We start from the raw sequence: 25,400 nt of genomic DNA, 5'->3' as shown, positions 1-25,400 counted from the left end.
GCATTGCAAATGCCTCTTTAGGGTCGACTCTCATTATCAATATAAAGTAGTGTTATTCTTCACAAGTAAAAACAGGTTGTTTCCAATGGACCGTCTTACCAGTATGACTGTTTATGTTAAGGCAGTTGAACTCGGCTCTTTTACGGCAGCGGCCAATGCACTGACAATGTCGCCACAGCTTGTAGGAAAGCATGTTTCAGTACTTGAACAGCATTTAGGTGTTCGTCTACTGAACAGAACCACTCGTCAGCACAGCCTGACAGAAGCAGGCCACCACTTTTACGAGCGGGCAAAAATCATTCTTGCTGAAGTCGAAGCCGCCGAATCCTTCGCGGAAGAAGCCCGAATAATCCCCCGAGGTCGTCTTAAAATTAATGCGCCAGTAACGTTCGGCATCAATGCTCTAACACAAAAACTGCCACTTTTTATCAATCAGTACCCCGAAATCACCATCGAACTGACGCTGACTAACCGATATGTCGATCTGATTGATGAAGGATACGATGCCGTTTTTCGCGTAGGGGAACTGGCGGACAGCGGATTAATGGCGAGAAAGCTGGCGCCCTATACCCTTATGATCTGCGCTTCCCCTTCCTATCTTGCTTCGGCCTCCCCCTTGCATGTTCCGGAAGATTTGCTGCACCATGAATGTCTGATTTTCACGCATACGTCATTGCGAACGACGTGGACTTTTGAAGGCCGCGAGGGAAGCATATCTATCCCCGTGAGCGGCCGCCTGCTGCTGGACAGCGGCGAAGCCTTAATCAGCGCGGCGCTGGCCGGTTTTGGCGTGGTTATGCAGCCTTCCGAACTGGTTATTCCGCATATTGAGGCGGGCAGACTCAATGCCGTATTGCCCAATTATACAATCCCCCCCCGCCCTTTTCATTTGATGTATGCGCCGGATAGAAGACTAACCCCCAAACTGCGCCGTTTTCTGGCCTTCGCAACAGAACATTTCGGGCAAGAGACGGTGGACTCATGAGCTGATTAGGGATTTACGCCAGCGAGACATCCCAATGCAGCCCCGTGTCGGCGAGGGGGACGACTTCATTTGTCACTGCCCGCGGTATGCCGTTTTCGCTAGAATAAAATATCCGCTGAACTGCAAATAAAAAGGCGTATAGGTAAAATGTCTATCCCTGTCTCGACCGAATCTTTCCGTGGCATCGTCCATTTCGTCGCCGCCGCCAACGCACAAAGCTTCACTGAAGCTGCGGAACAGCTTGGCATTACAAAATCAGCCATAGGTAAAAGCATCAGCCGCCTTGAGCACAGTCTGGGAACGCCACTCTTTCACCGCACCACGCGTAAAATCAGCCTGACTACGGAAGGAGAGGCTTATCTGGCCAGTTGCCAGAGCGCGCTTGATATACTACAGTCGGCGGAAATAGCCTTGCGTTCAAAGCTCACGGAACCGTCGGGTCTGGTGCGGATTGATATGCCCGCCGCATTTGGCCGTTCCGTCATGCTGCCTGTCCTGCTGGATATGTGCCGGCGTTATCCTCATCTGAAACTCACGCTTACCTTTAATGACAGGGTTATCGATCCGTTGGATATGGGTTTCGATCTGGCGATCCGCTTCGGCCCTTTGAAAAACAGTACGGACCTGATCGCGCGGCGACTGAATGAGCAACGCCTGATTCTGTGCGCCTCTCCCACGTATCTGGCGCAGTACGGCATACCGAGTTCCCTTGACGAGTTGAAACAACAGCGCTGCATTATGGCCTGGCGCGGCGGTAAGCCGCTGAGCTGGCTGATTAAAGGCACCGATGGGCAGGATGTAAAGTTCAATCCATCGCCTTTTCACCAGATCAGCGACGGCGACGCCATGATTGAAGCCTGCGTGGCGGGGGCCGGTATCGTGCAATTCCCTGAATCCTTACTACGGCCTGATATTGAAGCAGGCAAGCTGGTTACGCTGCTGCCGGAGCTAACGCCTTCGGCCACGGAACTGAACGTCATCTGGCCCCGTTCGCGCCACCTTTTACCTGGCGTAAGATTTATCATTGATGAGTTGGTCAGCCTTTCCGCAGCGAATGCTTTCGGCTGATTGTAGAATTTACATCTACTCTGCGTGTTCTTTTCGCACCTTTATCAACTTGAAAGTTAGCACTAGGATAAAAGAGCCATCAGGATGACCTGACAAACCAGAATCGTTCCAACGCTGAAAGAGGATCAAATAATGCCCGTAGTTAACATCCAGATGTTCGAAGGCCGCGATGAGGCCAAACCTGCGATAGCCAAAGCCGTCACCGACGCCATTGCCGAACATGCCAATGTCGATCCGCGGTATGTATACGTTATTTTTAACGACGTGAAGACCGAGAACTGGGCCATTTCCGGTGAATTGTTTTCCGAGACGCTGAAAAAATCAGGCTGAGGATTGTTTATATCCTATCCCTTCTTGTGTCTATATCAGGCCGTTGTTCAACCGTGAACAACGGTTCTGACCCATGCGGCGTTATATAATTACCGATGAAAAGGAGGCCCGAAATGAAGATTTTCATCACCGGTTCAACAGGATACATTGGCGGCTCGCTGTCAGTATATTTACGCAGCGCCGGACACCGCATCCGAGGGCTGGTCCGTAATCCAGATAAGGCCGGACTGCTGACGGCCAGAGGGATCGAACCCATTCTCGGCGACCTGAACGACAGGGAGTTGCTCACCCGCGAGGCACAGCAGGCCGATGCCGTCATCAATGCCGCCAACAGCGATGACCGGAATACCGTGGAAACCTTATTGACAGCGCTTCGCAGCAGCGGCAAGCCGCTCATCCATACCAGCGGAACCAGCGTTATCGCCGATATGAGTGATGGCAATAAAGTCAACGACACCAGCTTTGATGAGAACAGCGCGCTGCTGATAACGCCGGAAAAACAGGCACGCAGGGCGATTGATGAAAAAATACTGGCAGCACAGGGAATACGCGGCATAGTTCTGTGCAACAGCCTCATCTATGGGGAGGGAAAGCTCCCAGGCACCCGCAGCGTACAGATCCCGCTGCTCATTAATCAGGCTAGGGAGAGCGGCGTAATGCGCATCGTTGGAAAAGGCGTGAATATCTGGTCGAACGTCCATATAGATGATCTTTGCGAACTTTACCGGCTGGCGTTGAAAAATGCGTCATCAGGCGCATTCTATTTTGTCGAGAATGGAGAATCATCCTTTGCTGAATTAGGGACGACGCTGGCGAAACGTCTCGGCGTCCAAGGGCCGGAAAGCTGGTCGATTGAACAGGCTGCACAGGTATGGGGTCAAACCCGGGCCCGCTACTCATTAGGTTCCAACAGCAGGGTCAGATCGGTGCGCGCCCGCGAGGAACTAGGCTGGAAACCGCGACATAACTCCGTTATCCAATGGATCCTGACCGAAATGGCTATCGAATAGCAACCCGTTGCCCGGCGAAAGAACGAAGAGACAGGGAGCCCCGGTTCAACCCCATTAGTTCATCCCCTACAAAACGTTTGCAGAGTCCAATCCAAATGACGCTTTATCTGCCGGAGCACCGCTGGTTATCATCACATGGAATCCATTGTTTTATATCGAATTAGCAATTGATGTCATACCATTAGCTTAGGCAATTAAATTAGCATACCGGAGAATTTATGAGTCTGATACGCACCTTACCTTTTTCTCTCGGCTTGTTCTGCGCCGCTGAATTTTTTTCCGCCGGCGCCGCGGCCAGCCTTGCCGTCGGGAACTTCACGCTTTCCGGTGTATCACTTGAACAAAGCGCGTTCAAAGGCGAGCCGGCGTTTAAAATGACCATGCCTTCTTCGGCGATACAGGATCCAGAAAAGGAAAAACTGGCCGACCGAAATTTTATGGCATGGTTGCCGCTTGATTTTGGCGACGGTGTGGTGGAAGTCGATGTTGCTAGTCAACTAGTGGAAAAGGCTCCGGCCTACGCCAGAGGGTTCATCGGTTTGACTTTCCGCATTGACAGCGACGGACGCTTTGAAAGTATTTATCTGCGCCCCACGAACAGCATTGCGGAGGATCAGGTTCGGCGCAATCACAGCGTTCAGTATGTCGCTTACCCTGATTACAAATTTGACAGACTCAGACAAGCATCGCCGGAAAAGTATGAAAGCTATGCCGAGCTGGGCATGGAGCGCTGGATACACATGAAAATTGTCGTAACCGGACAGAAGGCAGTACTCTATCTGGACAGAAAAACGACACCGTCATTAATCGTCAACGATTTGAAACTGGGCGCAAACCAGCGAGGCGGAGTTGGTGTCTGGCTAGAATCAGGCACAGTTGCTTTTTTCCGCAATTTAACAGTAACAGCTGCAAAGTGAAGCAGATAAAATGCATTACAGACACAAGAGATATTACATTAAAAACATGATTTAAAGTCAATATATAAACAACATCAGCGACTTAACTGATTGATCGTATGATCGACAGTAATGTAGCTTGACAACACCGAAACGATACTACATCGTTTCGGTGTTATACTTTTATTAATCTGCGATAAGAAATTCGATGGAGCATTAATGCCCAGAAGCAAAACAGAAAACATTCGCAACGCCTTCTTAACTGCAGCAAGAGATGTCTTTCTTGAAGTCGGTTTTGCAAACGCGACAATGGACGCAATAGCAGCAAGCTCTGGTAGCGCAAAATCGACGCTATACCGCTATTTTGACTCGAAAGAGTCGTTGTTTTCTGCATTGATAACCAAGGCATCGCAAGAACATGATGGCGAAATAATCAATTTTTTGTACCGTAGCGGACATGATCCTCAATTTAGTGCCCCTTCAGGGAACGCTATAGATTCGCTGAATTTTCCCGATCATGAAGAAGACTGCCAATACGCACTAATCAAATTTGGACAGTACATCCTTACCAGTTTTCATACGCCGCAGTCACTTGCCGTGCGGCGGATGATGATTGCTGCCTCAACAAACCCTGATGTGGGCCGGTTATTTTACCAGCAAGGTTCCGCGCGGGTAGTTTACCATCTTGAACAATATTTCAACCCATTGATTGAGAAAGGCTATTTCCACAGTTCGGATCCCCATGTTGCCGCCTGTCATTATTTTGGCTTACTGGAATCTGAGATAAATGAAGCAGGCTTATACAATGTGACTGTTCAGCTAAGCGAAAGACAAATATCGGATATTGTTTCACGCGCGGTAGAAGTCTTCATGCGTGCTTATGTGCACAAATTTCCTGAGTAAAAGATTTAGCTCTCCCACATCAAGTTATTCAAAAAACAATCACCACTGTAGCCCCAAATTACGGGACCGTATTGTTCAGGGGCAATGCTGGTAGCAATCGATCCATCGGGGAGAGCGATTTTAATACGCGCTCATATGGCTTCCGTCCGGAACTTAGTGTCCACCAGCGATCCGCACGCTAGAATTACAACTCACATTCTGCAGAGAAACGCGGGGATACAGGGTTATTGAGGGAGACCTGCCCCATTACTTCGATACTGTGCATCATCGATTACTGAACCGCCCCGGTTTTCCGGGAGAGTGTTTTGTCTGTGAACTCAGGTGACCAGATCACCGTTTCCGATGGAAGCGTAGTATGCCTGTTCTGCTTCTGCCGGCGGAATATGACCCAGTCGCTCCAGTAATCGTCTGTTGTTATACCAGTCCCCCCACGCTAGCGTGGCTAACTCCACTTTGGCGCGGTTTTTCCAGCTCTTACGATAGATCACCTCCGCTTTATAAAGTCCGTTGATGCGTTCTGCCATCGCGTTGTCGTATGAGTCGCCCGTGCTTCCGGTCGATGCCAGAAGTTCTGCTTTATATACAGACTCCTGGATATCGTTCGCACCACCATCATGGACGAGTGTACGATTCGCTATATTTCTCTCAACAGGTCAGAAGATGCAGTACCACATACTGCAGATACATCAGTCCCCACCGATTTCGTATTGAGGCTGATTATCCTCCCAGATGTACTACTTTACAGCTATTCTGCAATCAAAAGGAATGAATCTGGCTGGTCATCCCCGTAAATACCCGATGACATACGTAACCACATGAGAAGTGACTGCTCCCCGCCGTATACGGCGGGGAGCAGTCACTATTTTTACAAGCAATTGAGATTAACGGCACTCAGTCATCGGCAAACAGCGATGATTTACCACCACACCTCTGCCTGAGCACCAACGGTAAACTGATCTTTTTTATCGTCGTTAAAGGTGAATTGAGTTATCTCGTTATCAAAAGACTTCAGATAAGTAGCAAAGAAACGAATTTCCGGGCGCGAGGTTAACATGCTGGGGCCCACCTTCAGGGTGTGGAACAGCGTCATTTTCAGTCCCGACTCACGATAGCTCTCCCCGTCTGCTTTGTTGCGCTGATCGAACCACCCCAGCTCAACTCCTGTCTGGTTAAAGGTGTCCCAGATATAGGCTGGACGCATCACCGCGCGGGTAGAGTGGAAGTCGGTGTGAGCACCTGTGTAATAGTCATAGATGTCATTGCCTGCGGCATACACGAGGGCATGTGCGATGACAACATTCGGCAACAGGTAGTTTTCCCCTTCCGAGAGCACGCGCCAGGCCGTGCCGTTCGTGTGTTCACCATAATACTGACCATTGTAGCCATAGAGAGCGCTGGAATCGGTTACCAGCCCCATGCCACTGGCAATGGAGTTGTTCGCCATTTGAGCGGTCAAATAGGTAAAACCGCCGTTTTGCCAGTTTTGTGTTAGCCTTGCCCCAGCGTGCCAGGCATCTTTCACGCTGTAGTAAGTCCCATTATTTTCATCGCGCTTATTCTGGTCTGTCTTGTTGGCGGCAGAATAGCGACCAAAGAGATCCAGAGTGGCTTTATTCCATAATGGCATCCCGGTGTAACGGGCATCGACAGTATTGGTATTGATCTGCTGGGTCTGATCCATGCTACTGTCGATGGCATGCGCATCCAGATCTTCTCTCACCAGTGCGACATTAACCTTACCCGGCCCCAGTTGCCAGTTTTCCAGCCCAATACCGGCGGCGGAGTCTGACTTGTGGTATTTGAAGTCAAGCATCTGGATTTCAAATTTCGGCAGCGTATGTTTACCGACCCAAAAATCCGCCTCCGGCGCGAAAGGCAGAAAACCTCGCGTGGTCAGATAGATATCGGAAAATTGCAGCAGGTTATCGGAGGTACGGTCAAACCAGCCAGCACTGTATTGTCCGCCGACGTTGCCATCCAGCATCACCACCGCTTTAGCCGTTTTAATACCGTCATGATAAACGCGCTGCGAAAGTTCAAGGTCATACCAGGAGCTGTTTTCCTGACCGAAGCGCCCCAGTGAGCCAATAGCATAGGATTTCGCCGCCCCCCGGTTACCGGCCGCATAGCCAGAGCGGAAATAACCTGAGTAATTAAAACCGATATCCTCTTTCACATATTTACTTATGTCTGCTAAAGTCATCGAGGCAACATCAGAGGTTATAACCGAAACAGACTTTGTTTCATTTCTCGCCGTAGTGGGCAGGTTAGCCGATTCGTATTTTTTTAACTGTGCTTTGGTCGCATCCAATTCCTTCATATTAGAGGAGAGCTGATTTTCGAGGATAGCCACACGTTCTTCAAGCGTCAGCGGTGCGGCATAAAGCGCATTCGCCACAAATAAAGAAGAGGCACTTAATGTAAAGAGGTAGAGCACGGGTTTAATGTTCATATTAATCCTATAATGAAAAACTTATTTAGTTATTGTTTACAGGCGTAATGGGCGCACAGGTGATATAACCTATGATGGTCGGTCTTATTATAAAAAAGGGTTGTACCGCTAAAAGTTCACAATACAACCAGATGGAACAAACAAGGGTTAATTCAAACCTGAAATCCCTGTTTCCAGTAATTTAATTTGCAGCAAAGTTTCATCATCTTTCACTAATTTTTCTTTGCCGTTAATAAGGGTTTCATAAAGCGCGTCATAATAGCGGGCATAATCGCCCTGCTCTGTGACCACTTTTTCTTCATGATAGACACCAGTATTATCCATCCAGGTCAGCACGCCGTAATCTTCAGGAGCATCTTGCCCAAAGTCGACGTTATCGGGCATATAAAAGAGCTTGAGATGATGCTCCTGCTTATCTTTGCTGTACTTGATAAACATCCCTTTTTTTCCGTATGCCACAAAGCTCGGGCGCTCTTTGACACGGAAGTAGCTCGATTTCACTGAGACCTTCAACGTGCCGTAGTACATATCCACATCGAAATAGTCATTCATACGCCCGTCGCCCAGCAGTTGGCGAACATCGTAACGGACGTGATCCGGTACACCAAAGTACGAAATCACCTGGTCGAGGGTGTGACAGCCGTGACCATACAGATATGAGTTAATCGCACTAAACTCTTTAACCGATTCAGGAACAGACGGACGGTAATAGTCATAATGCATTTCTACTTCGAGTAAATCCCCTAGCTTGCCGGATTCAATGACTTTTTGGGTGGTCAGAAAATCACTGTCAAAACGGCGATTCTGATAACACTGCACCATTAATCCTTTCTCTTTCGCCACGTTAAATAAGGTTTGCGCCTCTTCCTCAGTATGAGTAAAGGGTTTTTCAACAACGCAGTGCTTTCCGGCCTGTAATACCTTCAAGGCAAAGTCATAATGCAGTGCAGACGGCGTACTGACCACCACCACCTGTATTTCCGGGTCGCCCAGCAGCACATCCAGATTATCGGTGTACGTCACACCCGGTAATTGGGGCCATCTGTCCCGACTTGCGGTGGCAGAATAAATGGTTTTGGTGAGGATTTTATCCGCACGCGAAAGAATAAACGGCAGATGATAACGGTTAGCGCTTTTGCCATTGCCGATAAAGCCAAGAATTAATTTCGTTGTCACTGTTTCACTCCACAATCAGTTGTTTTTTACCACTTTCAATCATCCGCGTTGCAATGGTGCTTACATCAAGTAGGCGTGCAGCAGCTTGATAATCCAGTGTGTCGATAATGCAAATAAAGGTCTGGAATTCATAAAGCAGGCGATGTTCACGACGATTAAAAGTAAACTGCGCGCGATCACCGTTATTCAATACCATATCAAAACCTGTCATTTGGTTAACCGGCAGGGGTATTTGCACATTACCTTTATCTCCCTGAATTAGGGAGGTGGTCGGGGCTTTACAGTCTTTTGCGGCAATGCAGACACATTTAAAGTCGCCGTAATCGAGCAACATCATGCCGCTGGTATCAATGTTGTTATGCACGTTGGCAACGTAATTGACCGCCTTCGGCTCACCAAACAGTCCGGCGACGAAATGAAGGTTATAGACATTGATGTCCATCAACGCCCCGCCCCCCTTTCTGACATCAAAGGCCGGGTGGACAATGCCTGCCATAAAATCATCGTAACGCGAGGAGTACTGGCTGTAATTCAGCGTCACCAGTTTAATGTTGCCGATACTAGCCAGCTGCGACTGAAGTGATAAATAGGCCGGCAGAGAATGGATATTCATCGCTTCCAGCATGATGACATTGTGCTCTGTGGCCAGCCCCTTCAGAGTACTAAGCTCATCCATACTGGTGGTGATGGGCTTTTCGATAATGACGTGTTTACCTTTTTGCAGCGCCTTGCTGGCAAACAGGAAATGCAAATGGTTCGGCAACGCCACATAAATCGTGTCGACATCGCTGTCCAACATGGCCTGGTAATCAAAAAAAATGTCGTCAATCTGGTAGCGTGTCGCCAGCTCACGTGTTTCATCTTCCGTTTGCGGCGTACCTAAAATCGCAAGAGCCCTAAAGGGCAGCTTGTGGACCGTCAAGAGCCAATCTTTGACGATCATGCCCGTGCCAAGAATGCCTAATTTCATCTACCACCTCGTTGTGTCCCCCGCAGAAGTGCAGTTGGATTAGTAAAATCAAATCTGCTTGCTTAAAGCTCAACACCGTTGGAATGGATAACGTTCTGGTACCAGTAAAAGGATTTTTTCTTGTAGCGCGCCAATGAGCCCTTCCCGTCGTCATCGCGATCGACGTAAATAAACCCGTAGCGCTTGGATAGTTGAGCTGTAGAGGCACTGACCAGATCGATGCAGCCCCAGGTGGTGTAGCCCATGACCGGTACACCATCGAGAATGGCCTCATGGACCTGCTCCAGGTGTTCACGCAAATACTGGATGCGATAGTCGTCATTGACCGTGGGTTCGCCCGCACTGTCAGTTATCAACACATCCTTCGCCCCCAGGCCGTTCTCCACAATAAACAGCGGGATCTGATAGCGGTCATAGTATTTGTTTAAGATGTAGCGCAGCCCCTGCGGATCAATCTGCCAGCCCCACTCACTGGCGGCTAAGTGCGGATTTTTAACACCGCCAATTAAATTCCCTGTAGCTCCATCGACACCGGTCTGCACGGTTTCGCAGGTACTGAAGTAATAACTGAAAGACAGAAAATCGACCGTGTGAGTCAAGATCTGAATATCGTCTTCTTCAATCTGAAGATGAATACCCTGCTCACGGAAATAGCGCTTCATATAGCCGGGGTAATAACCGCGCACGTGCACATCGGCAAAGAAATCATTGCGGTGGTCGGCGTGCATACAGGCCATCACATCATCGGGATTTGGGGTCAGCGGGTAAATGGGCAGACTTAAAACCATGCATCCAAATTTTGCCTGCGGCATGATTTCCCGGCCAATCTTCGTCGCAAGTGCGCTTGCCACTAATTCGTGGTGCACCGCCTGATATAAATCTTGCTGACTCAGCTCATTCTTAGGCGTTTCGATGCCTCCACTCATCAGGGGGTGATGTAACACCGAGTTAATTTCATTAAAGGTGAGCCAGTATTTCACCTTGTGCTGATAGCGGGTAAACACCGTGGTGACATAGCGGGCATAAAAACTGATCAGCACCCGGTTCGCCCAGCCGTTATATTCCCTGGTCAGATGCAGCGGTGTTTCATAATGCGAAAGAGTTACCAATGGCTCAATGCCGTATTTATGGCACTCGTCAAAAAGGGCGTCATAAAACGCAAGTCCCGCTTCATTGGGGTGCGGTTCATCACCATTGGGAAAGATACGCGACCAGGCAATTGAGGTGCGAAAAATCTTAAACCCCATTTCGGCAAAGAGTTTAATGTCTTCTTTATAACGATGATAAAAATCGATCCCTGTAAGCTTCAGGTTATCTTCCGTCGGCTGTGCCGTCATCGGTCCCATCACCCCTTGAGGGGTGACATCCTGGATACTCGGCCCTTTGCCGTCAATGTTCCAGGCCCCTTCACATTGGTTGGCCGCAACCGCGCCGCCCCACAAGAAACCACTTGGAAATGTCATGTTTTACTCCAGTAAGAAGAAAGGGTTAACGCTGTAACTGACGCTGGACGTCAATGATTTCCTCAATCAGCTCACGTGCCAACATGGAGGTCATGATGTGATCCTGCGCATGGACCAGCACCAGATTGACCTGCACCTTGCCGCACCCTTCGTCCAGACCAATCAACATGGTCTGAACATCGTGCGCACGTTTTGAGGCTTGCGCTGAGGCAGAAAGTTTCGCCGCTACCTGCTCCCACTCGCCACGTTTGGCGGCACGCAGAGCCTCCATCGCATAGCTGCGCGATTCCCCTGCATTGATGATCAATTCCATTACCGTTGATTCCATATCCATGTTCTGTCTCCACTCAATATAAGAAGGCGGGAGGAACGGCTTATGCCGTTGCCACTTCCTGATCTTGTTCCTGCTCAAGAAGCTGCTTTTCGTAAATTTTGAAGAAAGGCAGGTAGATAAATATGTCGATAACAATCAACGCCACAACTAACAGTGTGTTGTTCATGACCCAACCAGCCCCCCATGCTGCGCCAACCGGAGCGGGCGTGGTCCAGGGAACTAGCGAGATCACTTTGGCAATAAGGCCGCTGGTGGTGGCAAACCAGGCGATGACGGCGTTCACCACCGGGGCGATAATGAAGGGGATAAAGAGCACGGGGTTCATCACCACCGGGCTCCCAAAGATGACCGGTTCGTTGATGTTGAAGCAGACCGGCACCACCGACAGCTTACCAATAGCACGAAGGTGCACCGCTTTACTGCGCATGTAGAGAAGAACCAGCGCCAGGGTGGCACCTGAGCCACCGAGATTGATGAAGAAAGCCCAGAATGCTTCAGCGAAAATGTGCGGAATAGGCAAACCGTTGGCTAGCGCCGTCTGGTTCAGTCCGAGGTTGATCAGATAGAACGGTTGCAGAATGCCGACGACAATCGCCCCACCGTTGATGCCTGAGAACCACAATACCTGGCAGAGTAAGACCGCAATCAGAACCGCCGGTAGGGAGTCCGCCGCCGAAATCAGCGGGGTGAAGGCAGTCATGATGATCTCCGGCAACAGCATGCCAAACTGATGCTGTAGCACCACGTTCAACGGATAAATCGTGCAAATAATAACAATCGCCGGGATTAGCAGATTAAAGGAGTGGCGAATTTTATCCGGCACCTGTTCTGGCAACTTAATACCGATGTTATATACCTTCAGGATGCGGACCAGTTCGACGCAGAATACTCCCACCAGAATCGCGGTAAAAATCCCCGATCCGCCGAGGAAGGCCGCGGGGAGTGAACCCTCTTTATAGGGCGACGAGATCAGGAGAAAGGTCATCAGGGAGAGCATTGCGCAGGAAAAAGTATCCTGCTTGTAGGTTTGCGCCAGGTTATAAGCTATCCCCGCACTGATATAGCAGGCCATGATCCCCATCGTCATGTGGTAGGGGGTCATGATTTCGTTAAAATACTCTTGGGCAACGGATAACCACAGCTTACCAATAAAGAACGAGGTATCCGGCGAAAAAGGCGGAAAAGCAAAAATAAGTAAAAAAGAGCCAACGATCATAAAGGGCATAGCGCCAATAAAACCATCGCGCACCGCCATTATATGGCGTTGTGTTCCGGCGATAGCGGCAACGGGCGTGATTTTATTTTCAATAAAATTAAAAAATGCGTTCGACATAATAATACCCTGTAAAATTATTGCACTGGGTTGGTTTTAGCGTCGCGGATCAGTTTCAGTGCATCATCAAGGATTTTTTCGCCTTTGAGCATGCCGTAATCCATATTGCTGATAATGGCGATAGGTTTACCTTCACGCTGCGCAATGATTTTAAATTCCTCAAACTTATATTTAATTTGTGGTCCTAACAGACAACAATCAAAATGTGGAATGGTCGATTCAAATTCTTCCATCGCCACGGCAATAATTTCCGCCTCAATACCTTTAGAACTGGCAACTTGTTTCATTTTATTTACGACGATACTTGTCGACATACCAGCCGCACAACACAGGAAAATTTTGTTCATCGTTCAGCCCTCTTTTTATAGAAAGATAAGTAAGTGACAAAGGCGATCTATTTCAACCACGACACATTAGATGAACCGGTGGGATTCCCCTGTACACCAGAGTATCTGGTAAATCGTGTATGTCCTCTCGGGTTACATGCATCTGTATGACATTTGCATACTGGCAGCACGGACAAGGGGATTCCGTGATAAGATACGCAAAAAAGATGGAGCACTTACAATTCATTACTTATTTGTGATAAAAATCACATAAAATTAAGTATTCACTTAATTTATTTCGCAATAAGTTGTTTTTTAACTATACACAGGTGCATTGTTAAGTGTTTTTAAGCGAATGAATGGAAGGCTACATTGAGAACACAAGTATCCGGCCTACCAATCGTCCATGTACGCAGACAACGTTATCAGATAATATCAATCGGCTATCCTTACATATAAAAAGAATGGAATATGTTAATGACACAAGAAGAACGGTTAATCGAGTTAGAAGAGCTAATCAAAATGCAGGGAAAAGTGACTCTTGATTACATCTGCCAGCAATATAATATTTCGTCTGATTCCGCTCGCCGGGATTTAGTTAAACTTGCTCAACTCCCGCATATTATGCGCATCCGTGGCGGCGCTATTCTGGCAGAAAAACGTGTTGAATACCCTTATGTTAAACGTACACAGTGTAGCCCTGAAAAAGCACTACTTTCAGCTTGGGCTGCAAAAAACATTAATGATAAAGATATCATTTTCATTGATGCCGGCACCACATCTGTGGCCCTTGCTCGCCAATTACCCTCATCGGTATGTGTTATTACAAACTCTATTGAAGTACTAAGTGAGATTATTGGAAAAAAAGGGATCAGCATATCCATATTGGGAGGGGGATTTGATGATTACTCTCATGCTATATTAGGCAATACAACCATAGAGCAAATTAAAAGATACCATGCTGACAAAGCTTTTATTGGCGTCAGCGCATTATCTGAAGCAGGAATAACAACAGATACGGAACTTGATGCACTGCAAAAAGTAGCCATGGCGAAACAGTCAAAAAAGGTTATCTGCATTACCTCATTTAGCAAATTCAACACTCAACTGATGTATCAGTCATGCACCTGGTCGGACATTGACCATATTATTACAGATAAACTCCCCCCACAAAACATACTAAAACTTATTGAAGCGAATGATGTGGAACTGATTGTGGTGAACGAGAAAACTGTTGACATAGATAAGTATAACTGAAACTCCCTAAATTTTTTGAGCAACCCAATTCAAAAAATCCGGATAATAATTGTTACACTGAATGTCTCTACAATAAACGTGAGCATTTCTGATTGTGACTTTTTTAATTCAGCTTATATTCCTTTTTAAGGAATATAAGCCAGTGGCATAGGGCTTGCATTTCACAATTCATGAATGATGTCTAGCTCAATATCATGTTTTAAAAAAAATCACTAAAATTATCGTATGCAGGATTGGTTACTGAATCACCCCGGTTTTCCGGGAGAGTATTTTGTCTTTGAACTCAGGCTGCCAGATCACCGTTTCCGATGGAAGCGTAATATGCCTGTTCTGCTTCTGCCTGCGTGATATGACCCAGTCGTTCCAGTAATCGTCTGTTGTTATACCAGTCCACCCACGCCAGCGTGGCTAACTCCACTTTGGCGCGGTTTTTCCAGCTCTTACGATAGATCACCTCCGCTTTATAAAGTCCGTTGATGCTTTCTGCCATCGCGTTGTCGTATGAGTCACCCGTGCTGCTGGTCGATACCAGAAATTCTGCATACTTAAACCGATGCGTGTACGCCAGCGACACATGCTGGGAGCCTTTATCACTGTGATGGATAGTGCCACCGCAGGGGCATCTGAACCACAACACCTGCGCCAGGGCGTCCAGCACGAACGTCGTTTCCATCGACGACGAACCCCATACTACCGGCGAACACGTCGATAATGAAGGCCACGTATGCAAAGCTCTGCCGGGTGCACATGTAGGTAAAATCAGCCACCCACACCTACTCCGGCCGTTCTACCACGAACTGGCAGTTCACCCGGTCACCTGCGGCAACGTCTTTCCGGCTAACCATGGTGCGCACTTTTTTACCCCGGCGCACACCAGCAAGCTCCATGACCTTCATCAGCCTAGTGATCGTGCATCTGGCCACGCTGATACCCTCCTGACGCAACTGGCGCCAAACTTTGCGTACTCCATATACACTGTGGTTTTCATCGTACACCCGCCGTATATCCACCTTCAGTCGCTCATCGCGCTAGTGACGCAGGCTGCGTTTCTCCAGATGATGGCGAATCCAGGTGCGGAGCATCTCCGGCGAGCAGCCAATCTTTGGGGCAATGGAGTTGAAGGCTGCCCATAATTAATGGTATTCGCTCTGACTTTCCAGAACCATACGGACGGCCCGCTGACGGACCTCAGGGGAAAAACGCATATTTTTGGTCATCCTGTTTACCTCTCTCAAAAAGTTTAGTCTCCAGGATTTCCGGGGCAGTTCAGTTTATCGTCACCTGACTATAACTCCGGCAGGCCCAGTTTCAGGAACAGACTGTTTGGTAATGCCATATTCAGCCCCGGACTACAGCTTATTCGCCAGAGACTGTGGCAGCTTCCCACCGTCTGCACCGCAAGCTCTTTCCCTATTCCGCGAACACGTAACTCTTCGAAGCGCCTGCGGCTTGTTTTCCACTGTTTCCACAGGACGCAGCGTAGCCTGCTCCTTATCCACATGTTTAGCGGGCGCATCAGCGACGGCCACTGGTTCAGACCGTAGTAGCTTTTCCATCCCGTCAGGTATCGCTTCAACGGCCGGATTAGCTGCTCCAGACTCCTTCCCGTGTTACGCCCCGTCAGCGCCCTTACCCGCGTTTTGAACCGCTTTACCGACTCCGGCGACACCACGCACCACACCTTCCTGCCCGTTCTGAAGCTATAGCCCAGGAACTTACGCGTGTCAGGGCGCGCTACCGCACTCTTCTTCGCGTTGACCTTCAGCTTCAGCTTCCGGCTCAGCCAGCGCGTCAGCCCCGCCATCACACGGTTACCTGCCCGTTCACTTTTCACGTAGATGTTGCAGTCATCTGCGTAACGAGCGAACTTCAGCCCGCGTTTCTCCAGTTCCCTGTCGAAGTCGTCCAGCAGCAGATTCGATAACAACGGCGACAGCAGTCCACCCTGCGGCGTCCCTTCCGTCATCGGCATTACCAGCTCTGCTTCCATCACGCCTGCTTTCAGGAACCCGTAACTGTGCTCAGAGAACATGCTGTCCCACTGCCTCTGCAACACCTGCATCGTCGCCTGCTGGACAAAGCGATCCACCACCGCCGGAATACCCAGCAGGCGTTCGCCGCCGCCGGGTTTCGGGATGGAGACTCTTCTCACAGGGGATGGGCGGTAACTGCCGGACAGCAGTTGCGCTTTCAGCTCCAGCCAGTGATGCTTCAGATAGTCCGGCAGTTCGCTTGCGCTCATACCGTCTACACCTGCCGCGCCTTTATTGGCCTTTACTCTTTTCAGGGCTTGCCTGAGATTGACGGGTTCACAGATGGCTTCCATCAGCCATGCGGTTGACGGCGGACTTTCTCCATTCGTCGGTGCCTGCACGGTTTCAGCCCCCTGACAACGACCTTCCGGGGCCTCACCCCGTCCTTCCGCTATAGGGGCGCAATGCGTTTTCTGCTGCATGACCGGTCAGAACCTCTGCTGATACTCGTCACTCATTACCGTTCGGGCCTTCAGACAACCTTGTCCTACTATGCCCTCTGCTGACTCCTGTCCGCAGGTCAGCGCACCTTGCGATGCACCCAGTTCTGAATGCAGAACGCTGGACAGGCCTCCCGGGGTAAGCTCTGCCGCTTTCGCCACACACCTGCCCAATCTACCACCCCGGCTCTTGATGGTTATGGTCTTTGCAATCATTGGCTTGCTCCGCCAGCCGGGTAGGTCTTGTATCGGGTTTCTGTTCGTCAGGTCATGGTTTTGCTCCACGCTTCCTTCAGACCCCGCCTCACGACGACGCCCTTGCGCTTCGCTAGTCCTTCGCCACCATCAAGCTGGACAGGGGACTTTCACCCCCTAGCTGCTGAGCATGCCCGGCACACCACAAAAAAACCGGCCGGAGCCGGTGTGGTGAAGACATATTATAGAATGCGCATGTGGACGCGGCCATTGAGGTTCCCAGGTGCTGGGCGGCGGCGCAGTGTTCAATCCGACTATAGGCCGCCCGCTGTAATAGCCTCCAATGGGTTCTGTAGATCAATAACACCTTATTGATCGGCAGCACCAATAGTGAAAGGAAGTTACCCCCTGTCGCACTTCGGTAACAAATCGGCTTCGCCGTCGCCAATTAACAACCCGATGGGTTTATCGCCTCCGGGCTTAGTCTTGCATTTTCGTACGCACGCCAGGCCAGGATTAGTGCTATGCGCCGCAATCACCCATCGGGTATTGTTATTGCCTGTTCCAGGGCATTTTTACCAACAGATTTGCCATGCCGCACCAGCCACTGACGCCGGCGAAAATGAGCCCTGAGCCGATAAAACCGGACAAGAGAAAGAAACCGGGATTGACACCGTAACCCGCAATTACACCGGCCAGAATGAGGCTCCCGGCAGTGATCTGCACCTGTCGCATCAGAGGAAGGGTTTGTTTTTTATCCTGTACCGTGGGCAGCCCGGCCTGTTTCCAGGCGTTGATCCCACCGTCCATGATCATAAACTCCGTCGGCTTCACCATACGGGCCAAGACATCAGCGTTTTGTTTTGTACGGGTACCGGCCTGGCAATGAAAAATCACCGGATAGCGTGTTGAAGCCGTTTCTAGTTGTCTGCCCGCTTGAATTTCTGTTAGCGGCAGAGAAATGGCGCCGTCAATATGTTCTCGGCGAAACTCATCCGTTTCACGAATATCAACGATGACAGCCCCACGCTCTCTGAGGCGCTGGATCTGGGCTGGTGAAGCCGTGTTATCACTCATTGTCCTACCTCCGGGCAGTAAATTTCTTTCAGGATTGTTACCAGCTTCCAAACCGACTCATCTTTGATGAAGTAATTCATTCGCTGTGCCAGCCGCTTGCATTCAATAAGATTTTCCGCCTTCATCCTCGCAAGATGTTGTGACGTCGCAGAAGGACTCAATCCGACCACTCTGCTTAGTTCCCCCGCAGACGTACCGGGAGAGTCAATGAGCATACAGAGGATCAGCAACCGACTGGGGTTACTCATTGACCTGAGCAAACCTGAAGCTGCCTGGGCGCTTTCTTTAAGTTGAGCTAAACTGTTTTCAGGCATTTTATTTTAGAATTCACTAAACTTAGATAAATATAAAATACACAATTATGCGTACAAAACAAAAATATTTGTGCAAGTCATGAACAATGATAACTAAGACACTGTTTTATATATTAACAAGATATTTAAGCGGTAATAAATCGGTAAGCCCCGCAATATAAGCGTAAAAAAACCGGCTTTCGCCGGTTTAAAGTCATCGCACCGCTGCCAGTTAGTCGCACTTCGGCAGCCAGTCGGCGTCGCTCTCGTCACGCAACGCTAGGTTGGTTTGCATTCCCTGCTTAGTCTTGCGTTTCAACAGCACGATTTCATACTCACACAGCGTATTCGGCACCGTCAGGCTCATCGGGTGTTGGTGCCCGCGAGCCTCCATAAACGACAGGTAAGCGTGATACAGGTAACGGCGCGGGTTGGCCGGGCGAATATTGGCGTTCCCCATGTACAACCCGACCGGCATGCTGAGCGCCGCGAGGTAGCCGCAAAAATCGACCAGCGGATCGGCATGGCGCTTGACCGTCAATGCCTCCGCCAAGTTCTGCTGCGCCTGGAGCAACGCGCGCGCCGCGTTCGGGTTGGCAAAGCGCGGCATCAGGTGGCGCACGATCACCGCCAGTTCACCGCGGATTTTTGTCAGCAGTTGCGGATCACGCTTATTGGCCTGTATCGCATCCGGGAAGGTGGTGATCACCCGGCGACGGGACACGCCGCCGCTGCGGTCGCTAAAGCACATCGGGTTGTTGTTGACCGCAAAAATGACCGCCGGAATGTGCGTGGAATACGCATCCCGGTATTTCGGGTCGATGGCCACCGCGTCGCCGCCGGTAATGGCCTTGATGCCCGCGCCGTCGCCGTTCCATTTCTCCTGGTCGGGCAGGATAATCAGCGAGAACCCGACCACGGAAGAGCACTCGAGCGCGCCGACTCCAGGGTATCGATGGTGGACGAGGTGGTATTGTCCTGCCCTGCGAGCAGGTTGGCGACGGCGGCCATCACGCTCTTGCCGCTGCCGCCGGGGTCGGTCACTTCCAGGAACAGTTGCCAGTCGTAGCGGTTGGCCAACACCATAAATAACGCCGCGAGGATACACTCCTACTTTTCGGCCTGTTGTCCGGCGGCCCGCGTCAACCAGAGCTAGAAGTGCGGCGCATGCTCGGCCAGATTATCCCCGGCCTTGGGCGCGATATAGTCCACGCTGTTGACGGTGCGCAACCAGTTCTCCTGGCGGTGGCAGCAAAACCGCCCGATGACGGTATCAAACACCCCGTTACGAAAGCCGATAAGGCGGCGGGCCAGTTCGCCCATATGCGGCACCATCAGCTTGAGGGTGCCCAGAATGCCGTTGATGCCCGCCGCCGAGAATGGCGCGCGCACCGTCTGGAACAGCGCGGCGATTTCCCGGCACAGTTGGCGGTGCGGCAACACCTGCCATGCCCCGTGTTCGTAGCGGCAAATCTCTTCACCGAGCGATGGCACGGCCAGCATATTGCCATAATGCGCGGCCAACAGCTCGGCCTTTTCGCTGGCGCTCATAGCTTTCAGGTCGGCATCGCTGAGCGCATCAAACGGGCTGGTGACGGCCGGTTGGCTGAACGCCAGCAACTGCGCCTGCGTCGCAATCGCGCCCTGCGGCTGGTACACGTCGTTCCAGTCGCCCAGTATCTACGGCGCGGGTCTGGCCGGTGCCGTTCTCGGCAGCCAGCAACAGCCGCGCGTCCGGGTAACATTCGCGCAACGCCTGCGCCACGGCGGCCAGGTTGTTGGCGCTGAGGGCCACGCAGACCGTCTCGCCGGTCAGTTGGTGCACGGACAACCCGGTGGCGTAGCCTTCGGTCAGCCAGATAACGGCATTATCCTGGCCCGCCAGCCAGTGACAGGCCGCCTTGACCTGGCCCCCGGCCAGGGTCCGCTTGTCCCCGGCGGCATTAATCAATTGCACGTTGACGATATCCCCCGCGCAGTTAACCAGCGGCAACAGCAGGTCGGCCACCCGTTCCGCCGCCGCTTTCGCCGACAGCGATAAAACCTTTTCCACCAAGTTCAGGCCGTCACCGGCCCCGCACTGGTTGCAAATCCAGGTGCCGCGCCCATCCCGGGCCTCATAGATCTCACCACTGCACTGTCAGTTTGCTAGATTAGCGTCTTTAACGCGTCGACGGTAAAATCCTGCAGCGCTGCGTGGTTACCCGTACGGATTTTGATTGCCCAGTCCGGATCGCTCAGCAATGCGCGCCCCACGGCGATCAGATCAAACTCGTTGCGTTCCAAGCGCTCGATAAGGTTATCGAGGCTGGCGGGTTTGGCATCCTCACCGGCAAAGGCGCCCATAAAGTCGCTGGAAAGGCCAACGGATCCAACGCTGATGGTCGTTGCACCGGTCAGTTTCTTCGCCCAACCGGCAAAGTTTAACCCGCCTTCACCGTCGATATCGGGAAACTCCGGTTCCCAGAACCGGCGCTGAGAGCAGTGGAGTATATTCACACCGGCGTCAACTAACGGAACCAGCCAGTCTGCCATCGCTTCAGGCGTTGACGCGAGACGCGCTGCATAGTCCTGTTGCTTCCACTGGCTGACGCGCAAAATAAGCGGGAAATCAGGGCCAACCGCTTTGCGCATGGCCTTTATTACCTCAGATGCAAAACGTGCACGCTGTTTCAGGGTTGCGCCACCGTAGCCGTCGGTGCGCTGATTGGTTCCCGACCAGAAAAACTGATCGATCAGATAGCCGTGTGCACCGTGGATTTCCACCACGTCAAAGCCCAGCCGTTTGGCCTCGGCCGCAGCCTGACCGAAGGCAGCTATGGTGTCGGCGATAGCCTCATCGCTCATTGCCACACCGTGTGGTTGACCTGGAGCAATCAGCCCTGATGGGCTTTCCACCTCGGTATCCGGTACCCAGTCAGTCAGAAAACTGCTGACTGACCCCGTGTGCCACAGCTGCGGCCCCATCTTGCCGCCGGCGGCGTGAACATGGTCGATCACGCGCTGCCAGCCAGCCAGCGCTTTTTCACCATAAAAAAAGGGGATTTTGGGGTCATTACGTGAAGCAGGCCGGTTTATCACCGTACCTTCAGAGAGAATCAGGCCCACATCACCTTCGGCGCGACGCTGGTAGTAGGCGGCAATTGTTTCATCAGGCACGCCGTCAGTTGCAAATGAACGAGTCATGGGCGCCATCACGATACGGTTCTTCAGCACCAGATTATTCAAATGGAAAGGCTGAAACAGGATGTCGGCTTTGGATGAGGTCATAGGTTAACTCTCCGGTTAGGTTGGCGTCGTTCATAGTATATTATGCATATTACTCGTCAATCAGGTACCTCAACGCCACCTGGTTTCCCTGAGGGAACCTCTATGCTGAAAAAACCGGAAGACTGTTCCGCCACTCAATGCCTTCATCGTCTGCTACTCGAGCAAATTGCAGATAAATGGCCCGTTCTGATCCTCGCTTCCCTATGTGAAAAACCGTTGCGCTTTAATGAGCTCAAACGCGAGCTGAAAGTCATCACCCAAAAGTCATTGGCGCAAAGCCTCAGGCGGCTACAACGCAATGGTATTGTTGTTCGCTGGGTGATCACTGCTTCACCCATTGCCGTTGAATACGAAATCACCCCGCTGGGCCGAACGCTTAAAGACCCCATCGAGGCACTGTGCGCATGAACCCGAAGCTATCTGCCCGCGGTCGAAGCCGCGCGGCAAGCATTCGATATGGAGGAAATGACGCCGAATATGGTGTCAAAGGTTTAGGTTTGAAGAGAAGTATGTGTCGAAGAAGCGTAACTGGTGGGATTGGATAGCTGAGGGTAATGACGCCGATTAGCAGAAAGCCCGCTCCGGTTTCCCTTAAGCGGAATTTTCGAAATGTACAGCTCTGACTGTAAGAGCCTGCGCCAGCCATTGGCTAGTGACTTAATTCATGAGATAGCGCTATTTAAACATCCTTTCACCCAGCTTGATCTGTTCTCCATCGATGCTGAAATTGCCATTTCCCTAGTGGTATATCCGCCGTTTTTCCTCCCGGTCGACATCGTTCCAGTAATCCTGCCAACGAATAGTGGACACGTTATTAATCCAGTAAAATCGTAGCAATGAGTGAGATGAACTGATCCCAACTATTTGAGAGCGGCGAAGGGTTCAGCAGATGAGGAATGGATCCTCGCAGCTTTACGGCATCATGATGCCCAATACGGTACGCATAAAGCTCCCCGATAACTGGAGGAGCAGCAAGATGAAATATTCCCCTGTTGGCATCGATATTGCAAAACATCTGATGCAGATCCACTTCATTGATGAGCATACCGGTGAAGTTATCGATAAACAGATTAAGCGCGAAGCACTGCTAGAATATGTCAGCAATCGTGAATCTTATCTGATTGCTATGGAGGTCCCCGGTGGCTATCAGTACTGGGCCCGTGAGCTGGAAAAGCTAGGGCATAAGGTCAGATTGCTTCAGGTTACAGGGCAAATTCGTCAATCCCTTCATAATGGGCAACAAAAATGACGTGATGGATGCCGCGCTATCTAGATGGCGATCCAGCAACCGTCTAAAGCTGTCGCCGTCAAAACTGAAGAGCCGCAGGCCGCACTGTCGCTGCAGAAAATGCGTCGTCAGTTGGTGAAGTTCCGCACCGCACAGCTCAACGTGCTGCATGGATTACTGCCGGTGTTCGGCGAAACGGTGCGTAAGAGCCGGTTATCACTGGACAAGACGAAGCCTGAGGTACATGAACATCTGAAGGAAAATCTGCCGCCGTTCCTTATTTACCAGATTGAAGACCAGTACCGACGGCTCAGCGACCTTGATATGTAGATAGATAGCATTGAAAAACTGCCTGCCGCCTGGGCGAAACAGAATGAAGCCTGTCAGCGGCTCATGGATATCCCGGGCATTGGCCCGCTGGTCACTACCGCCGCTGTCGCCATGATGATAGATGCGGGAACCTTCCGTTCACGCGACCTGCATCGGTCTGGTGCCTGATCAAACTGGTACAGGCGGCAAGGTGCGGCTCCCGGGCATCAGTAAACGCGGTGATGCCTGTCTGAAGACGCTGTTTATCCATGGTACAAGGGCAGCGACGCTGCTGACGAAAGAGCCAAATCCATGGGTAACAGAGCTGATGAAAAGACGGCCAGCCAGCGTAACCGTGCTGGGGATGGCTAACAAGATAGCGCGTACAGTATGTACCCTATCGGCACATAACTGGACCTGCGACAAAAAACACATCAGCATCAGGCCGTTCTGAAGGGTATGGGCTGATAAACATTAACTCTTTCAAAATAAGGATGAATACTGAAAGGTTGCGAGGGCAGCCGTAGAGATAGCAACGACAGGTAAGACCATGACTAACTAAACTTGGATGGTCCTTTGAACTTTAAGCTCATTCAGGGAATAAGGCGTGAGTCAGCGGATCTCATCGAGGCCCGCAGCACCGGCTGCGCCAAGGTCGGATATAGAGCTACAACCGACCATCAACGTCAACACAATTGAAGCCTTGCAAACGGGATGCGTTCATATAGTGAACCATGACGCAAGCAAAATCTGTGAAAAGGGCATCCCGTAATCAATATACTACGGAGTTCGCTCGGCTAGACCAGCATTCTTGCCGCAGCAAAAACTAGCGGGGTGACATGGTTAATTATTACACACGATGCGCACCGGTATCCCTAGAGCATAATTACAATATTATATAAAAACCTCAGAGCGGCCCTTGCTGCAACGTTGATATGAATGCTCTGCGCCACGCGTGTAACCTGATAAGCGGTGCGCCGTCAGACGCTGGCCCGTGAAATAAAGTGCCAGTCCAGAACGACCCGCTCCGCCGGCGAATCGGGATTATTGATTTTATTCAGCAGCAGCCCCACGGCTTTGCGGCCGATGTCGGCGGATGGCTGGGCGATGGTGCTTAACTGCGGCGATACCATCTCCGAGAGTTCCGTGCCGTCAAACCCCACTATCGCCATATCATCGGGGATGGACAGTCCCGCCTCTTCAATCGCGCGCATCGCGCCCGCCGCCAGCGTATCCGAAACCGCAAACACGGCATCGGGACGACGTTCGCCCCGCAATAGATTCTCCATCGCCGTTTTGCCGGCGCAGAAGGTGAGATCGCTGGCGTATTCGACGGCGCGGTAGGTTAGCCCTTGCCGTTCCAGCGCCATTTTATAACCCCGCTCCCTCAATCGTGCATATTTATAACTCAGATCGTGGTTAATCAATGCGATACGGCCGCGTCCGCGCGTGATCAAATGCTGGATGACAAATCCGGCGGCATCGATATCATCGATCCCGACACAGGAGACGCCGCCGTCGTCGGCATATTCGGCGCACTGAACCCAGGGCATGCGATCGATCATGGTGGTTAATTCCGGTAGTTTCGAGAACGCATCCATGGTGATAATCCCGTCGACGATCTTGCCGGAGAGTAGCTTCAGGCTGGATATGGAACGCTGAATATCCGTGCCGGAATTACACAATAAAATGCGATAGCCGTTTTTTTCCGCTTCCTCTTCAATGCCTTTCACCACATCGGCGCAGAAGGGATTGGAGATATTCGACACCATCACCAGAATCATGGAGCTCCGGGCGGTTCGGAGCTGGCGCGCCAGTAAGTTGGGTTGGTAATTACTCTCGCTGATAGCCTGAAGTACGCGTTCGCGGTTTTTCGGTTTTACCGTATCGATATTGTTCAGCACACGGGAAACCGTCGCCACTGAAACCCCGGCAAGCCTGGCGATTTTCTGAATTGACATAACAATGACATATCCTGGAATTAACCACTTATTGGGGAAGGCTATCACAGTTTAACGGGGGACTGAATCAAAGCCCGACGCCATCCTTGCG

19 protein-coding genes and 6 pseudogenes are annotated in these 25,400 nt (G+C 50.9%); 10 read left to right on the top strand and 15 right to left on the bottom strand.

Features of this window, described 5'->3' with window-relative positions; all coding sequences use genetic code 11:
* Nucleotides 1–85: 85 nt before the first annotated feature.
* The 7 genes and pseudogenes from HOY33_RS14605 to HOY33_RS20665 form a co-directional block, all read left to right on the top strand.
* Entirely contained in the window at nt 86–985 is a 900-nt protein-coding gene (locus HOY33_RS14605; RefSeq protein ID WP_150437357.1) for a LysR family transcriptional regulator, read from the top strand.
* A gap of 147 nt (nt 986–1,132) precedes the next feature.
* A complete protein-coding gene (locus tag HOY33_RS14600) occupies nt 1,133–2,053 on the top strand; it encodes a LysR family transcriptional regulator (protein ID WP_150437356.1) in 921 nt (306 codons plus the stop codon).
* Nucleotides 2,054–2,185: 132 nt separating this feature from the next.
* On the top strand, nt 2,186–2,383 hold the full coding sequence (locus tag HOY33_RS14595) for a 4-oxalocrotonate tautomerase family protein (RefSeq protein ID WP_150437355.1): 198 nt from the start codon (nt 2,186–2,188) through the stop codon (nt 2,381–2,383).
* Between the two features lie 113 nt (nt 2,384–2,496).
* Nucleotides 2,497–3,393 carry an NAD-dependent epimerase/dehydratase family protein gene (locus HOY33_RS14590; protein WP_150437354.1) on the top strand — a complete coding sequence of 299 codons (897 nt, stop codon included), beginning with the start codon at nt 2,497–2,499 and terminating at the stop codon, nt 3,391–3,393.
* A 218-nt stretch (nt 3,394–3,611) separates the two neighbouring features.
* Complete coding sequence (locus HOY33_RS14585) at nt 3,612–4,310, top strand: hypothetical protein (RefSeq protein ID WP_216660522.1); 699 nt, start codon at nt 3,612–3,614, stop codon at nt 4,308–4,310.
* Between the two features lie 198 nt (nt 4,311–4,508).
* On the top strand, nt 4,509–5,192 hold the full coding sequence (locus HOY33_RS14580; RefSeq protein ID WP_150437353.1) for a TetR/AcrR family transcriptional regulator: 684 nt from the start codon (nt 4,509–4,511) through the stop codon (nt 5,190–5,192).
* Between the two features lie 52 nt (nt 5,193–5,244).
* Nucleotides 5,245–5,469, top strand: a pseudogene (locus tag HOY33_RS20665) (group II intron reverse transcriptase/maturase); the annotation flags it as partial.
* Nucleotides 5,470–5,509: 40 nt separating this feature from the next.
* On the opposite strand, the pseudogene HOY33_RS14575 reads toward HOY33_RS20665, so the two are convergent.
* From HOY33_RS14575 to HOY33_RS14540, 8 genes and pseudogenes are all read right to left on the bottom strand, one after another.
* Nucleotides 5,510–5,767, bottom strand: a pseudogene (locus tag HOY33_RS14575) (integrase core domain-containing protein); the annotation flags it as partial.
* A 341-nt stretch (nt 5,768–6,108) separates the two neighbouring features.
* Complete coding sequence (locus HOY33_RS14570; RefSeq protein ID WP_150437352.1) at nt 6,109–7,644, bottom strand: carbohydrate porin; 1,536 nt, start codon at nt 7,642–7,644, stop codon at nt 6,109–6,111.
* A 147-nt stretch (nt 7,645–7,791) separates the two neighbouring features.
* Complete coding sequence (locus HOY33_RS14565) at nt 7,792–8,820, bottom strand: Gfo/Idh/MocA family oxidoreductase (RefSeq protein ID WP_150437351.1); 1,029 nt, start codon at nt 8,818–8,820, stop codon at nt 7,792–7,794.
* A gap of 4 nt (nt 8,821–8,824) precedes the next feature.
* On the bottom strand, nt 8,825–9,790 hold the full coding sequence (locus tag HOY33_RS14560) for a Gfo/Idh/MocA family protein (RefSeq protein ID WP_150437350.1): 966 nt from the start codon (nt 9,788–9,790) through the stop codon (nt 8,825–8,827).
* Nucleotides 9,791–9,852: 62 nt separating this feature from the next.
* On the bottom strand, nt 9,853–11,253 hold the full coding sequence (locus HOY33_RS14555; RefSeq protein ID WP_150437349.1) for a glycoside hydrolase family 1 protein: 1,401 nt from the start codon (nt 11,251–11,253) through the stop codon (nt 9,853–9,855).
* A 25-nt stretch (nt 11,254–11,278) separates the two neighbouring features.
* Nucleotides 11,279–11,587, bottom strand: coding sequence for a PTS lactose/cellobiose transporter subunit IIA (locus HOY33_RS14550; protein WP_150437348.1), 309 nt, complete (start codon nt 11,585–11,587; stop codon nt 11,279–11,281).
* Nucleotides 11,588–11,627: 40 nt separating this feature from the next.
* Complete coding sequence (locus HOY33_RS14545) at nt 11,628–12,920, bottom strand: PTS sugar transporter subunit IIC (protein WP_150437347.1); 1,293 nt, start codon at nt 12,918–12,920, stop codon at nt 11,628–11,630.
* Nucleotides 12,921–12,937: 17 nt separating this feature from the next.
* Nucleotides 12,938–13,267: a PTS sugar transporter subunit IIB gene (locus HOY33_RS14540; protein ID WP_150437346.1), complete on the bottom strand. Its 330-nt coding sequence runs from the start codon at nt 13,265–13,267 to the stop codon at nt 12,938–12,940.
* Nucleotides 13,268–13,723: 456 nt separating this feature from the next.
* On the opposite strand from HOY33_RS14540, the gene HOY33_RS14535 reads away from it, so the two are divergent.
* On the top strand, nt 13,724–14,503 hold the full coding sequence (locus HOY33_RS14535; protein ID WP_150437345.1) for a DeoR/GlpR family DNA-binding transcription regulator: 780 nt from the start codon (nt 13,724–13,726) through the stop codon (nt 14,501–14,503).
* Between the two features lie 283 nt (nt 14,504–14,786).
* Here the strand turns inward: HOY33_RS14535 and HOY33_RS14530 are convergent.
* From HOY33_RS14530 to HOY33_RS14505, 6 genes and pseudogenes are all read right to left on the bottom strand, one after another.
* Nucleotides 14,787–15,720, bottom strand: a pseudogene (locus HOY33_RS14530) (IS3 family transposase).
* Between the two features lie 68 nt (nt 15,721–15,788).
* Nucleotides 15,789–16,958 carry a reverse transcriptase domain-containing protein gene (locus tag HOY33_RS14525; protein WP_172290887.1) on the bottom strand — a complete coding sequence of 390 codons (1,170 nt, stop codon included), beginning with the start codon at nt 16,956–16,958 and terminating at the stop codon, nt 15,789–15,791.
* Nucleotides 16,959–17,723: 765 nt separating this feature from the next.
* Nucleotides 17,724–18,248, bottom strand: a complete 525-nt coding sequence (locus HOY33_RS14520) for a rhodanese family protein (RefSeq protein WP_150437343.1) — start codon at nt 18,246–18,248, stop codon at nt 17,724–17,726.
* Complete coding sequence (locus HOY33_RS14515; protein WP_172290886.1) at nt 18,245–18,562, bottom strand: helix-turn-helix transcriptional regulator; 318 nt, start codon at nt 18,560–18,562, stop codon at nt 18,245–18,247. Before HOY33_RS14515 ends, HOY33_RS14520 begins: the two co-directional genes overlap by 4 nt.
* A gap of 211 nt (nt 18,563–18,773) precedes the next feature.
* A pseudogene (locus tag HOY33_RS14510) lies at nt 18,774–20,663 on the bottom strand (primase-like DNA-binding domain-containing protein); the annotation flags it as partial.
* Nucleotides 20,664–20,689: 26 nt separating this feature from the next.
* Nucleotides 20,690–21,811 (bottom strand): NADH:flavin oxidoreductase, encoded by a 1,122-nt coding sequence (locus HOY33_RS14505; RefSeq protein ID WP_150437341.1) that lies wholly within the window; start codon nt 21,809–21,811, stop codon nt 20,690–20,692.
* A 102-nt stretch (nt 21,812–21,913) separates the two neighbouring features.
* Here HOY33_RS14505 and HOY33_RS14500 point away from each other — a divergent pair.
* Nucleotides 21,914–22,216, top strand: a pseudogene (locus tag HOY33_RS14500) (winged helix-turn-helix transcriptional regulator); the annotation flags it as partial.
* Nucleotides 22,217–22,787: 571 nt separating this feature from the next.
* Nucleotides 22,788–23,802, top strand: a pseudogene (locus tag HOY33_RS14495) (IS110 family transposase).
* A 526-nt stretch (nt 23,803–24,328) separates the two neighbouring features.
* On the opposite strand, the gene HOY33_RS14490 reads toward HOY33_RS14495, so the two are convergent.
* On the bottom strand, nt 24,329–25,309 hold the full coding sequence (locus tag HOY33_RS14490) for a LacI family DNA-binding transcriptional regulator (protein WP_150437339.1): 981 nt from the start codon (nt 25,307–25,309) through the stop codon (nt 24,329–24,331).
* Between the last annotated feature and the right edge of the window lie 91 nt (nt 25,310–25,400).

This window comes from Brenneria sp. hezel4-2-4, assembly GCF_013155275.1.
Lineage (GTDB): Bacteria > Pseudomonadota > Gammaproteobacteria > Enterobacterales > Enterobacteriaceae > Brenneria.
This window is presented reverse-complemented; position numbering and strand designations above follow the sequence as displayed.